The 13,121-nt window shown below is 59.9% G+C and carries 12 protein-coding genes; 4 read left to right on the top strand and 8 right to left on the bottom strand.

Annotated elements, in window-relative coordinates; genetic code table 11:
* Positions 1–34: 34 nt before the first annotated feature.
* The 6 genes from DI396_RS01715 to DI396_RS01690 all read right to left on the bottom strand — a co-directional run bounded on the left by DI396_RS01715 (position 35) and on the right by DI396_RS01690 (position 5,725).
* The gene (locus DI396_RS01715) at positions 35–1,369 is read right to left on the bottom strand and encodes a glutamine synthetase family protein (protein WP_110794825.1); all 1,335 of its coding nucleotides are present in this window, start codon (positions 1,367–1,369) and stop codon (positions 35–37) included.
* Positions 1,370–1,572: 203 nt separating this feature from the next.
* A complete protein-coding gene (locus tag DI396_RS01710) occupies positions 1,573–2,013 on the bottom strand; it encodes a tellurite resistance TerB family protein (RefSeq protein WP_110794416.1) in 441 nt (146 codons plus the stop codon).
* A gap of 41 nt (positions 2,014–2,054) precedes the next feature.
* A complete protein-coding gene (locus tag DI396_RS01705) occupies positions 2,055–2,354 on the bottom strand; it encodes a DUF1330 domain-containing protein (RefSeq protein ID WP_110794415.1) in 300 nt (99 codons plus the stop codon).
* 641 nt (positions 2,355–2,995) lie between these two features.
* Positions 2,996–4,639, bottom strand: a complete 1,644-nt coding sequence (locus DI396_RS01700) for a CTP synthase (RefSeq protein WP_110794414.1) — start codon at positions 4,637–4,639, stop codon at positions 2,996–2,998.
* A gap of 229 nt (positions 4,640–4,868) precedes the next feature.
* The gene (secG, locus tag DI396_RS01695) at positions 4,869–5,237 is read right to left on the bottom strand and encodes a preprotein translocase subunit SecG (RefSeq protein WP_110794413.1); all 369 of its coding nucleotides are present in this window, start codon (positions 5,235–5,237) and stop codon (positions 4,869–4,871) included.
* A gap of 92 nt (positions 5,238–5,329) precedes the next feature.
* Positions 5,330–5,725, bottom strand: coding sequence for a DUF6524 family protein (locus tag DI396_RS01690; protein ID WP_110794412.1), 396 nt, complete (start codon positions 5,723–5,725; stop codon positions 5,330–5,332).
* A gap of 339 nt (positions 5,726–6,064) precedes the next feature.
* Here DI396_RS01690 and DI396_RS01680 point away from each other — a divergent pair, with 339 nt between their 5' ends.
* From DI396_RS01680 to DI396_RS01670, 3 genes are all read left to right on the top strand, one after another.
* Positions 6,065–6,619 carry a GNAT family N-acetyltransferase gene (locus DI396_RS01680; protein WP_110794410.1) on the top strand — a complete coding sequence of 185 codons (555 nt, stop codon included), beginning with the start codon at positions 6,065–6,067 and terminating at the stop codon, positions 6,617–6,619.
* Positions 6,620–6,822: 203 nt separating this feature from the next.
* Positions 6,823–8,118, top strand: a complete 1,296-nt coding sequence (locus DI396_RS01675; RefSeq protein WP_110794409.1) for an adenylosuccinate synthase — start codon at positions 6,823–6,825, stop codon at positions 8,116–8,118.
* A gap of 4 nt (positions 8,119–8,122) precedes the next feature.
* Positions 8,123–8,350, top strand: a complete 228-nt coding sequence (locus DI396_RS01670) for a DUF2842 domain-containing protein (RefSeq protein WP_110794408.1) — start codon at positions 8,123–8,125, stop codon at positions 8,348–8,350.
* A 98-nt stretch (positions 8,351–8,448) separates the two neighbouring features.
* Here DI396_RS01670 and DI396_RS01665 read toward each other — a convergent pair whose 3' ends face one another.
* Positions 8,449–11,007, bottom strand: coding sequence for a ribonuclease E domain-containing protein (locus tag DI396_RS01665; protein ID WP_162617122.1), 2,559 nt, complete (start codon positions 11,005–11,007; stop codon positions 8,449–8,451).
* A gap of 151 nt (positions 11,008–11,158) precedes the next feature.
* Between DI396_RS01665 and DI396_RS01660 the strand changes: the two genes are divergently transcribed.
* Entirely contained in the window at positions 11,159–11,881 is a 723-nt protein-coding gene (locus DI396_RS01660) for a thiamine pyrophosphokinase (protein ID WP_110794406.1), read from the top strand.
* Here the strand turns inward: DI396_RS01660 and DI396_RS01655 are convergent.
* Positions 11,787–12,743: a DMT family transporter gene (locus tag DI396_RS01655; RefSeq protein ID WP_110794405.1), complete on the bottom strand. Its 957-nt coding sequence runs from the start codon at positions 12,741–12,743 to the stop codon at positions 11,787–11,789. The two genes, DI396_RS01660 and DI396_RS01655, sit on opposite strands and share 95 nt — an antisense overlap.
* Between the last annotated feature and the right edge of the window lie 378 nt (positions 12,744–13,121).

The following is a 13,121-nucleotide window of genomic DNA, read 5'->3' as shown; positions in this document are numbered from 1 at the left end:
GCGGGGCGGCAAGAGGCGGCGCGCGGGCGGGTAATCATACGGTGTCGAGGTAAATTTCCACCTGCTCCGTGGCGTCCAGTTCGCTCATGAAATGCAATTCCTGTCGTTTGGTCAGAACCAGATTGCGGATGAGTTCAGGGGCAAAGATACGGGCGATTTCGGGGCTGGCCTCAAAGGCATCAATCGCCGCACCCCATTGCGTTGGCATCTGCGGCAGATCGGCGGCATAGGCATTGCCGGTGATCGGTTCGGGCGGCTCAATGCCATCCTCGATCCCGTTGAGCGCGGCGCCCAAAATCGAAGCGAGCAACAGGTAAGGGTTCACATCACCGCCCGCAACGCGGTGTTCGATCCGCCGCGCGGCGGGGGCGCCGGAGGGGATGCGGATCGCCGAAGTGCGGTTTTCATAAGCCCAACAAATCCCCGTGGGCGCATGGGCACCGGGCACCATGCGGTCGTAACTATTGGCATGGGGGGCAAACAAAAGCGTGCTGCCCGACATCGCGTTGAGGCATCCGGTGACCGCATGGCGCAGTGCCGGCGTGCCCTTTGCGCCGCCGTCGTCGAAAATATTGTCACCGTTTTTATTCAGTACCGAGAAATGCGTATGCAGCCCGGATCCGGCGTAATCGGCATAGGGTTTGGCCATGAAAGAGGCGGCAAACCCGTGGCTGCGTGCCAATCCTTTGACCAGCATTTTAAACAGCCACGCATCATCGGCGGCGCGCAGCGCATCGTCGCAATGCATCAAATTGACCTCGAACTGGCCCAAACCTGCTTCGGAAATTGCGGTGTCGGCGGGAATGTCCATTTCCTCGCAGGCATCATAAAGATCGGTGAAAAAATCATCGAAAGCATCCAGCGCCCGGATCGATAGGGTTTCCGCGCCTTTGCGGCGGATGCCTGACCGTGGCGAGATCGGTATTTGCGGGTTTTTACCCGAATCGTCGATGAGGAAAAACTCCAACTCCATCGCGCAAACTGGGGTGAGCCCGCGCGCGGTATAGCGGTCCACAACGGCGCGGAGCGCATGGCGCGGATCTCCCTCATAGGGCTGTCCGTTTTCGCGAAACATCCAGATCGGCAAGAGGGCGGTGGGCGCTTTGAGCCAAGGCATCGGCATGAAGCCGCGCTCGGTCGGTTTTAAAACTCCGTCGGCATCGCCGCTGTCAAACACCAAGGGGCTGTCATCGATGTCTTCGCCCCAAATGTCGAGATTGAGCACCGAAAGCGGGAAGCGCGTGCCGTCCTCAACCACCTTGTCGGCGAAACGGGTTGGCACGCGTTTGCCGCGCGCCTGTCCATTCAAGTCTGCCGCCGCGACGCGGATTGTGCGCACAAGCGGATGTTTCCTAAGCCAATTTTTCATGTTTGCGTCCTGCATCGGACCACCTGTTCTTCGACATTCTGACGGGGTGCCGCCGGGGCCGTCAGGCAGGGACGCACGCGGTTTTCGGCTGGATCAGAATTTGATCATATTCCAGCACTCTATCCCAAACCCCTGCGCACGCAAGCAAAAGCCGCAGGCGAGACCCGGACGCAAAACCGCAATATTGAAAGGGGCCGGCCGTGTTAGGGGCGGGGGCTGACTCTTTGCCGGGCGCGGGCACTGTCGGTGTCGCTGACGCCCAATAGATTGCTGACCATACGCAGCATGGCGTCTTCTTCGGCGTCACGGGCACCATCGGCCAAGGCAATCTGCCAAAGCGCCTCGATCACCGACAGCCGGTCCTCATAGGGCACGGCATCTTTGATCGCACGGGTGAAGCGCACGGTATCGGGCGCCTCGTTTTCCAACACTTCCGCATGGCGGCGCAGTTCATGCGCCTGCTCGACCGACAATCCATAGCGCGCCTCGATGATCGCATCGATCCATTCAATTTCCGAAGCGGCATAATGCCCATCCGTCCGTGCCAGCCGCACCAAAAGCGCACAAAGCGCAAGGCGGGCATCGGTATCGGGCAATTGGGCGGGCTCCGGCTGAATCAGCCGTTTGAGAAAATCAGCAAACATAAGGTTGATATAGGGCGGCAGCGGCGCAAGGACCAGAGGGGTCAGCCCTCGTAACCTTCGACAATCACCAAATCTCCGATGGAGACCGGCTCTGCGCGCAGGGCCTTGGCGGCTTGATACCCGGCGCTTTCATAGCAGGCCACCGCAGCCTCCATTGAGGGAAACTCAATCACAACCGTACGCGATTTGCAGGCCCCTTCCCGGACCTCTTGCGCCCCGCCGCGCACAACAAAGCGCGCGCCATATTCGGCGAAAGGGGCGGCATTGGCGGCGCGATATTTATCATAGGCCTGCGGATCGCTGACATCCATATGGGCCACCCAATAGGCTTTTTTGGTCATGGGGCTTCCTCCTGAAAACTGCCACAAACTCGCGTGATTATTCGGGTTTGTCCATGCCCTTTGGCGGCCAAAGGTTTTGGAGCCGCAAGGCGTCTCTGGACCTTCGAGGGTGCGCCACCATCTCCGGCCCCAAGAGATCAAAACAGGGGCACAAAGGGATTGCATGAGAGGGGTATAGGCGTATTTGATGGGCAGGGGCCAGCGAAAGGGCGCAAATGTAAATGAGGGTCGGAGGCGCGCCCGCAAGGGTGCGCGCGGGTGCGGCGCGCGGTGAAGGGGCAATTATCCGCAAACGGTTCTGGCGGGTGCGTGGCGCAAATAGGGCGGTGATTGGGGCAGGACAGTGCCGGTGCTTTTGGGAGCGCGATCCGATGCGTTATGCCGATGCTTTCAAACCCAAGGTGCCTGCCGCGCCACAGATCCCGAAGCCGTGCGGCGTCTCTGCTCAAAACCCTGTTCCGAACCGCACCGATCCTTCGATCTTCATGCCCAATATGTGCGCCGGATCTGTGCGCCCGCTTTGCAAGGCGGCGGCCCGCCGCTTCGCGCTCTTGCTGGCAGCAACGAAGGGCCGCGCCTATGGTGATACATCTGCGCCGTGGGCGCGGGGCGAGATCATGCCCCAACGCCGCGCCGCGCGGTCAGACCAAACGCGAGTTTTCCACCGCCGCGCGCACGAAATCTTTGAACAACGGATGCGGTGCGAAGGGTTTGGATTTCAATTCGGGGTGGAACTGCACGCCGATAAACCACGGATGATCTTTCCATTCGACGATCTCGGGCAGGCGGCCATCGGGGGACATGCCCGAGAACTGTAGCCCGCTGGCCTCGAGCGTGTCTTTGTATTCGGTGTCGACCTCATACCGGTGACGATGGCGCTCTTCGATGGCGGTATTGCCATAGATCCGCGCGACATTCGATCCTTCGGAGAGGGTGGCGTCATAAGCGCCAAGGCGCATGGTGCCGCCTTTGTCATCGCCGACTTTGCGTTTGACGGTATGGCTGCCCTGCACCCATTCTTTGAGGTGATAAACCACGGGGATAAAACGATTTTCACCGGCCTCATGGTTGAATTCTTCGGATCCGGCATCGCCCATTTTTGCAACATTGCGTGCCGCTTCGATCACCGCCATTTGCATGCCAAGACAGATGCCAAGATAGGGCACCTTGCGTTCGCGCGCGAATTGCGCGGCGCGAATTTTGCCTTCGGTTCCGCGTTCGCCAAAGCCGCCGGGCACAAGGATCGCGTGATAGCCTTCGAGATGCGGCGCGGCGTCTTCGTGGTCAAACACTTCGGCATCGACCCAATCCACATTGACCTTCACACGGTTGGCCATGCCGCCATGGGTCAATGCCTCTTTGATCGACTTATAGGCGTCTTCGAGTTGCACATATTTGCCGACGATGGCGACATTCACTTCGCCGTCGGTGTTGTGGATGCGGTCCGCCACGTCCTGCCATACGGTCAGGTCGGGTTTGGGCGCCGGAGAGATGCCAAAGGCGTCGAGTACGGCTTGATCAAGCCCCTCGTGATGATAGGCCAAAGGTGCCTCGTAGATCGATTTGAGATCATAGGCCGCAATGACATTCTCTTTGCGCACATTGCAAAACAGGCCGATTTTCTCGCGCTCTTTCTCGGGAATCGGGTGTTCGGAGCGACAGACCAGCACGTCCGGTTGAATGCCTATGGAGCGCAATTCCTTGACCGAGTGCTGCGTTGGTTTGGTTTTCAATTCCCCCGAAGCTGCCAGATAGGGCAGCAGGGTCAGGTGCATGAAAATGCACTGCCCGCGCGGTTTGTCATGGGCGAATTGGCGGATCGCTTCGAAAAACGGCAACCCTTCGATATCGCCGACGGTGCCGCCAATCTCGCAGAGCATGAAATCCACCTCATCCTCGCCCACGGAAATGAAGTCTTTGATTTCATTGGTGACATGCGGGATGACTTGGATGGTTTTGCCAAGGTAATCACCGCGCCGCTCTTTTTCCAGAACATTGGAATAGATCCGCCCCGAAGAGACCGAATCTGTCATCCGCGCGGCAACGCCGGTGAACCGCTCGTAGTGGCCAAGATCAAGGTCGGTTTCGGCGCCATCATCGGTGACGAACACCTCGCCGTGTTCAAACGGGCTCATCGTGCCGGGATCAACGTTGAGGTAGGGATCAAGCTTCCGGAGCCGCACCGAAAACCCGCGCGCTTGCAAAAGCGAGCCAAGCGCGGCCGAGGCAAGACCTTTGCCCAAAGAGGAGACAACGCCGCCGGTGATAAAGATGAACCTTGCCATAGGTTGGCATTCCCCCGTGTAAGTCGCACGTTCCAAACACAAAACCTGATATTAGGTCATGGCCGGAGACGCCGGAAAAGTGAGCAATAAGTGAGCCCTGCGTCGCCCAAAAAGCCACAGCACCACGGGACTCAAGACATAAAGGATTCGCAGGCCAAGCGCAAGCAGACCGCAAGATGCTGTTGCAGCAACGAAAAGATTAACAACCGATAGTGGTTTGCCGAAAGGCTTAGTCGGCGAGCGGCACCAAAGGCGCGTTCTCTGCGGCCGAGGGCGGCAAGAGATCGGCGCCCGACGGGGCATCTACGGAGTTTTCGGGGGCCGAAGCGGGCGCATCGCCCATACGGTCCAAAACCGAAGATCCGGCCGATTTTTGTGCCGCGATCACTGTCAGGCCAATCGAGGTGCAGATAAAGCCGATGGCAAGGATCCATGTGACCTTGCCAAGCGCCGTGGCTGCCGCGCGCCCCGAAACGGCACCGCCGCCACCGCCGCCGCCGCCCATGCCAAGCCCGCCACCTTCGGAACGCTGCAAAAGCACCACGCCGATCAGCGCAAGAGCCAGAAGGAGATGGATGGTAAGGACGACGTTTTCCATGAGAGCCTGCCTGAATGAGATAACAGGGGGCTATGTAGGCAAAGAATGCCCGCGCCGCAACCCGTCATGCGCGCCGTTGTGGGGTTTCGGGGTTAATCGTCAAGATCATCCATGTCGGCCTGTCCGCTGAGACGGCGGCGCAGATGGCTCCAATTGAGGCCCGTGCCTAAAACTGTGGCCAGTGCAGCCAGCACGATCCAGGTATTCGTCCCCGAATTATCAAGCCGGATCACCCCGTAATCGTAGAGCACCCAAAGCGCAGCTGCGACAATGGCCAGAACCAGCGCCATGCCAAACACGCCGATCGAACGCAGCGTTGCGCGCAAATAGATGATATAGCCGACCCCCAACAAGAGGCCCGTCAATACGATCACGGGCATCGCATCGCCCCATTGGGTTTGTGCCCAGCGGGTGTAATTCCAACGGGTCGGGTTGTAGGTTGCGCTGAGCAATCCAAAGGCTGCGACCCAGCGCAGTAAAAATCCCATCTCTCTTCGTGCCCTTCGCAGTCAGTGTGGAGCCTGCACCACAAGAAGCCGCACCGCGCGGCATCGCTGCCGAAGCCAGACGCCGAGAACAATCCAATCAGATCACCCCGGGTAAGCACCGCGCGGCTCTGCGTGCCAACGTTGTGCGGCCTTGGCGCAGGTCGAACAATAATGTGACCGCCATCTGCAACCATGTCCAGAGTGACGCGGCTCCGGCTGGTGGCAATGTTCCCAGCGCCGCAGATCCGCGCCGGGGCCGCCGGCAAGCCTTGCTGAAACCCGCGCCGGTGCATTTGGTTCCTATTGCGCGGGCTTGGCCGTGCATGCAATAAGACGCATATGAAACACATCTATTCTATACGTCCGGCCTCTGCGCCCGATACTTTTGCCATTGCAACCATCCAGGCGGGCCTGTGGCGGCCAAGCTATCAAGGTGTCTTGCCGGATGCATTGATCGAGCGGATGGAAAATGTTGGCCCGCGCAAGCAGGCGTGGACGACCATTTTTCAACATTTCGAAGAGAGCGGGCTTGGCGGGGGATATGTTGCGGAAATCGAAGGCGGCGATGTGGTGGGGTTTGGCACCTGCGGCCCGCAACGCGATGAGGCGCTGCGCGACGAAGGCTATGAGGGGGAGATCACTTCGCTTTATGTTGCTCAGGACCACCAACGCTGCGGCCTTGGGGCGGCGCTCTTGCGGTTCATTGCGGCTGATATGAACGCGCAGGCACCTGCGGCGGCCTTTTGGATGCTGGATGGCAATGCCAGCGCCGAAGCCTTTTTTGCCCAAAGCGGCGCGGTGCCCTGTGCGACCCGCACCAGCGAAATGGGGGATATATCCGAAACCGCCTATGGCTGGCGCGATTTATCCGCATTGATCGGGCCTGTCTCTTAACCCTTCTGGTTTTGCAAAGACTGCGCCCGAGGAAAAGAAATGTTGGAGGCGGCCGGACGGCAGCAAGAAATCCCCAAACCGCCACCGCCGCCCGACCTGCGCGCGCCACGCCGGAAGAAATCCGCAAATAGAGGTTTCATCACGCCGGACCTATGGTTATACCGGCGCGGGTTTGAAACAGATTCCACACATGAAGGATCACCATGGCAAACGTCGTCGTCGTCGGCGCCCAATGGGGCGATGAGGGAAAAGGCAAGATCGTAGATTGGCTCTCCGAGCGTGCAGATGTGATCGCGCGTTTTCAAGGTGGGCACAATGCCGGTCACACGCTGGTCATTGAAGGCGAGGTGTTCAAATTGCACGCCTTGCCATCCGGCGTGGTGCGCGGCGGGAAATTGTCGGTGATCGGCAATGGCGTGGTGCTGGACCCGTGGCATTTGCTTGGCGAGATCGAGACGATCCGCAAGCAAGGCGTGGAAATCACGCCTGAAACATTGATGATCGCGGAAAACGCGCCGTTGATTTTGCCCTATCATGGCGAATTGGACCGTGCCCGCGAAGAGGCCGCGTCCAAGGGCACCAAGATCGGAACCACCGGCCGCGGCATTGGCCCGTGCTACGAGGACAAAGTCGGCCGCCGCGCCATCCGTGTGGCGGATCTGGCCGATCCGGCCACGCTTGAGGCCCGCGTTGATCGCGCCTTGGAACACCATAATGCGCTGCGCAAAGGCATGGGGGTCGACCCGATCGATCGCGCCGCTTTGTTGAATAGTATCAACGAGATCGCGCCGCAAATTCTGGCCTATGCCGCTCCGGTTTGGAAGGTGATGAACGAGAAGCGCAAAGAGGGCAAACGCATCTTGTTTGAAGGTGCGCAGGGCGCGTTGCTCGATATTGATTTTGGCACCTATCCGTTTGTGACCTCCTCGAATGTGATCGCGGGCCAAGCGGCCACCGGTGTGGGCATCGGTCCGGGGTCGATTGATTACGTCCTCGGTATCGTCAAAGCCTATACCACCCGCGTCGGCGAAGGCCCGTTCCCGACCGAATTGGACGATGCGGATGGTCAACGTCTTGGTGAACGGGGTCATGAATTCGGCACCACCACCGGGCGTAAACGCCGTTGCGGTTGGTTCGACGCGGCTTTGGTGCGCCAGACCTGCGCCACATCGGGCGTGAAAGGCATCTGCCTGACCAAGCTCGATGTGCTCGACGGGTTCGATACGCTGAAAATCTGTGTCGGCTATGAGCTGGATGGGGAACGACTTGATTATCTGCCCACGGCGGCAGATGCGCAGGCGCGCTGCACCCCGATTTATGAGGAAGTGGATGGCTGGTCCGAAAGCACCGAAGGCGCGCGCACCTGGAATGAATTGCCCGCCAATGCGGTCAAATATGTGCGTCATATCGAGGAATTGATTGATTGTCCGGTGGCTTTGCTTTCGACATCGCCAGAGCGCGACGATACCATTCTCGTCACCGACCCTTTCGCGGATTGAGCCGATGTCGCTCAGTTACAAAGCCCGCCGTCGTTGGTCCTTGGTGATCTTGCTGATCGGTCTGCCACTTTACGTGGTGGCGGCGGTCAGCTTGGTGAGCTTTCTGGATCGGCCGGGCATCTTGGTCGAACTGCTGGTCTATGTCGTGCTCGGGCTCCTTTGGGCGTTGCCGTTCAAGTTCATCTTCAAGGGCGTCGGGCAAGCGGATCCGGACGCGGATCCGGACGAATAGTGTAGATTTTTCAAGCCTAATGAAAGAAGTCTAATGAAAAAGGCCGGCCCCTATGGGACCGGCCTTTTGCTGTATCTGTGGGCGCTTGCGCGCCGGTGTTAACCGGCTTCGCGCTCGCTTGGACGATAGCCGATCTCGTCGGACACCTGAAAACGTCCGCCTTTGATTTTGCGGATCTTGCCCGCGCGCAGCAATTGCCCGAAAGAGCGTAGCCCATCCTCGCGGCTGAAATCCTCGGCTTCGACCTGACGCACCTTGGTCATCAATTGCGGACGCGAGAATTGCTCCATCCCCTCCACAAACGACAAATAGGCCGCCGCCGCTTCGAGAAGATCGGGCAGTTTGCTGGCGCCGACATTTTCGGCGTAATCCGCAAAGCTGCCTGCTTTTTCAAGCGCTTCGGCAACTTCGGCAGAGGCGGGCGGTTGCGTGGCGGCCAATTCGGTCACTGAAATCCGCCGCGGGCGCACCGGTTCGGCGGAGACATCGACGCGTTGCTCGGCCACCAATTTCAACGGCGCGGGGCGGGCATCACTGGGGCGTGCAGAACGGGCGGCGGGGCCGGTGTGTGGTCGGCGCGGGCGGACCACGTCGGCCAAATCACCGCGATAGGCATCGTCCTTGCGCTCTTCTTTGAGCGAGGTTCCGGCGCGTTGCTCGGCTTTGGTTGCGGCAACCGCCGCGCGCAGATGTGCGATGGCGTTGCGGCGGCGGGAGCCGTCAGGTTCGTCCATCTGGCTTTCGGTTTTCTCCAGCATCCGGTTCAAATCCGGTTGGCTGTCCCGCAAACGCGATGCGCCGCGCGCGGCGGGCTCCTCGGTCTCGGTTTCGCGGGGGGCTTCGGGTTCGGCAGCGGGGGGCGGCGATTGTTCTGCGGCGGCTGTGTCTTCAGCAAGCTCCGCCTCGACTGCGGCCAACTCACGTTGCAATTCGGCTTCTTCCGCTTGGCTCAGCGTTGAATTGTCTGGCGCGGTTGCGGTCTCGGTAGGATCGCCATCGGTGATGCCATCGAGGTCGTCATCCAGATCGCCATCCAGATCCACGTCGCCTTCGTCGTCATAGGCTTCTTCGATCTGACCGGCGGCAAGCGCCGCATCAAATTCGCTGCGCTTCATGCGAATCACGCGGGCGCGGAGCGGGTGAACCGTTTGGTCGGTGGGGGCGGCCGTCGCTGCGGGATCGACGATTTCCTCGACTTCTATATAGGCGTCTTCGCTGTCCTCATCGCGGTGTGTCTCCGGATCCGCAGCGGATGTTGCATCGGCTGCATCGTCTGGCACGATGGCATCGGTGATCTCGTCATTGAGAATCTCCTCCACTTGCGTTTCAATCTCTGCCTCGGGGCGAGGCTGTGCATCGACAGAGGCGGCGGCATCCTGCGCATCGACGTCGTCGGCCGCGTGATCCGTCGCGGGATCTTCTGTGATCGGCGACATCGCGGTTTCGGCGTGATGCTCGCGGCTCAGACGTGCGAGGATCGACGAAACTTCACTGGGGGTTTCCGCCGTGGCTTCTGCCGCAGAGGCGCTTCCGGCGTGCTCTTCGGCGGGCGTGTCTATGGCAGCGTCGGCGTGCTGGTCCTCGGTGTAGCTGGTGTCGGCGCTCTCGCTCTCGGTTTTGGATACCACGGCGCGAATGCGCTGCAGTTTGGCTGCCACGCTGTTTTGATCCGGATGGGTCACGGGCGTGTGGGGCGCTTCGGTGCTGTCTACCGTGGTGGCGGCGTCTGCGGACGGCGCGGGATTGGCGACACGGGCGGCGATGGCGGCGAGGGTCATGGCTTCGGTCTGGGCGACCTCTGCTGCGGCGGTATCGGGTGTTTCGACCGTTTCGGTGCTGTTGGCCGCATCGGCTTCCTCAAGCGCACTGTTCTCGCCCTCAACATCGGCGGTGTGTTGCGATGCAACCTCTTCATGGATCTCGGTGTTTTCCTCCACCTGTGCGGTCTCGACGGTGGATGTGTCCGCAGCCTCGGCCACCTCGGCTTTGGTCAGATCCGCATCCTCCAGATCGGCTTCGGGCGCGGCAGCCGATTCGGTCGTCTCGTTGAGAGCTGTGGCAGCGATGTTGTCTTGCGGCGTGTCCTGAACCGGGAGCGGGGTGGGCGAAACTGCGGCGGTTTCAAATTCGGCGCGATCTTCAGCAACATCGGACGAATCGGTTTCCGTGGCATTCTCCGGCGCCGCGGGCGTGGCAAGCGGGCTGACATGGGGCGTTTCAGCGGCGGTCGGGGCATCAGCATGCGGCGCGGGTTCGGAAGCCGTTTTTGCGTCGCTTTTCGGGGCAGGCGTTTGCGAGGCATCAACCGCTTGATCGGCCGCAGGCGCAGGCGTGGCCGGGGACGCGGGGGCGGAAAACGGGGCGGTTGCGGGGGCCGCAAGAGGGGCGGGCGTAGAGGCCGCCTCGCTGGTGCGCAACACGATATTACCCTTATCCATATAGGCTTCGACGCGGCGTTCAACCTCGCGTTCGGCGATGCGGGCCAACATTTCGGCATCCGGTGTGGGCGGCTCTGCGCCAAAATAGCGGTCGTCGGCGGCCAAATCCCGGAAATACTCGGCAATCGCCTTCATGGTATCAAAAGAATCGTCAAATCCTTCCAACGTGCACGAAAAGGTGCCGTAGGAAACTGTAAGAATTTTGCTCGTATTTATCATTGTCTAGCTCGCTTTTGCGGTTGCCTGCTAGGGTTTGGTTTACCATGAAGGCCAAGTCGATTTCTGATCGAAGATGCGATATTTACCGTATCATTTCATGGCAGGAATGTGGCGTTATGCTTGATAGGTCCATTAGAAACGGAAGTTTGACGTGATTGTCCACAAAACAGAACCAATCTTGCTGGTTGGGGCCGGATCGTTGCCTGACGGGCTGTGGCATGAAGCAACAGCACTGGCGCCGCATATTGTAGCGGTCGATGGCGGGCTGCGGCATGTGCTGAATCACGCTGGCGAAGCCGACGCGGTAATCGGCGATCTGGACAGCATCGGCGCATATGCCCAGCAGGTGCCGCCTGACCGCTTGCACCGGATAGCAGAGCAGGACAGCACCGATTTCGATAAGGCGCTGCGCAATGTCGCCGCGCCTTTGATGATTGCTGTGGGATTTTCAGGGCCACAGGTGGATCACCAACTGGCGGTTTATTCCAGCCTGATGCAACGCCCTGAGCGGCCCTGTGTCGTGGTCGGAGAAAGTGATCTGGTGCTGCTGGCGCCGCCGAGATTCACTGCCGCCTTGCCGCACGGCATGCGGTTCTCTCTTTACCCCATGGGCCGGGTGCGTGGGCGGTCCGATGGATTGAGATGGCCGATTGAGGGTATCGAATTTGACCCTATGGGTCGGATCGGCACGTCAAATCAGGTCGGAGATGCGAAGGCGGCGGCGCAGGACGGGCAGGAGGTTCAGGTCACGGTCGAAGTCGACGCGCCCCGCATGCTGCTTATTCTGCCGCGTGCTGCGCTGCCTCTGCTTCCATCAGCGCTTCTTGGCTCTGCTCGGGCTCCTGATGTTGGGCAGTGGAGCGCTCGCGCATAACAATGAACAGCCCGGCAGTCATCGTCATGGCAATGCCAATCGTGGCCATTTGGTTCGGCCAATCGCCAAAGAAGATAAAGCCGAAGAAGGTTGCAAAGGGAATTTCCAGATATTGCATCGGGGCCAATGTCGCCGCCGGGGCATAGCGCAGGGCCCAGGTCATCATAAGATGTGCGAAGGATCCCAAAAGACCCGCTCCAATCAACAGCGCCCAGGTCAGGGTATCCGGTTGCACCAATTCAAACACCGGGATCTCTTGCGAGGCACCGATCAGCAACACCGGAATGATCATGACCGTCGCCATGACGCCAGAGACGGCTTGCAAACCCATGGGGTCGGTGTCCTTGGCAATCTGCCGTGTGATCAGAACAAAGGCCGAGAAGGTCACTGCCACGCCCAGCGGCAACAATGCCGGCCAGCCAAATTCGACAAAGCTGGGTTGAACCACCAAGAGCGTGCCCAGAAATCCGAAAATACAGGCGATCAGGCGGCGATGCCCGACCTCTTCGCCCAAGAAACGGTGTCCGAGAACCAGCATAATGAAGGGCATGACAAAGGTGATCGCCACCGCATCGGCCAGTGGCAGGTATTGGAGAGCCGTGAACATGAACCCGATCGCCGCAACGTGCAAAAGCGTGCGCACAAAGGTCAATGCCAAAACGCGGCCACTCATCCGCCATGCCCGTCCGGTCACCGCTATGATGGGAACAAGCGCCAGCGCCTGCACCGCGAAGCGGACCAAGAGCATTTCACCGAGCGCGACGCGCTCACCGATCATCTTCGCAACGGCATCCCCGAAAGGCGCCATCAGGCAAAAAATGAGCATCAAGCCGATGCCGAGAAGAGGTTTATCCTGTGTCATGTTGCTCACCCTATGCGTGTAACTAGCGTGGATCAACACTTTATTCGGGCGTGTGGTCTGCTTTTTGGGTGCGCGCTTTGGTTGTGTGGTGCGCCATGTGGCCGATCCTTTGCTGACATGCGGCGCTGTGCTGCGGCGCGCATGCGGGCGACGCGCATCGCGGTGGATGGCCCTGTATGACGTCGGTGAATAGGAATTTTTCCGATTTTTCGGCAACTTGGCGCGCGTTATCGGGGCGCGCAGGTCAGGGGCTGGCAGGGGGCCGTGCGGGCGTTTGTCTGGCCTAACTTTTGCCAATGCCGGTAGGTTGGGATGTGGCTGCGGGCCGGTTTCCGGCGGTACCGCAACACGGAGTGTTATGGCGGAATTCTGTGCAAT

The organism is Litorivita pollutaquae, assembly GCF_003205515.1.
In the GTDB taxonomy this organism is placed as follows: domain Bacteria; phylum Pseudomonadota; class Alphaproteobacteria; order Rhodobacterales; family Rhodobacteraceae; genus Litorivita; species Litorivita pollutaquae.
Note: the sequence above shows the minus strand (reverse complement) of the source record. Positions and strands in the feature narration are given on the sequence as shown.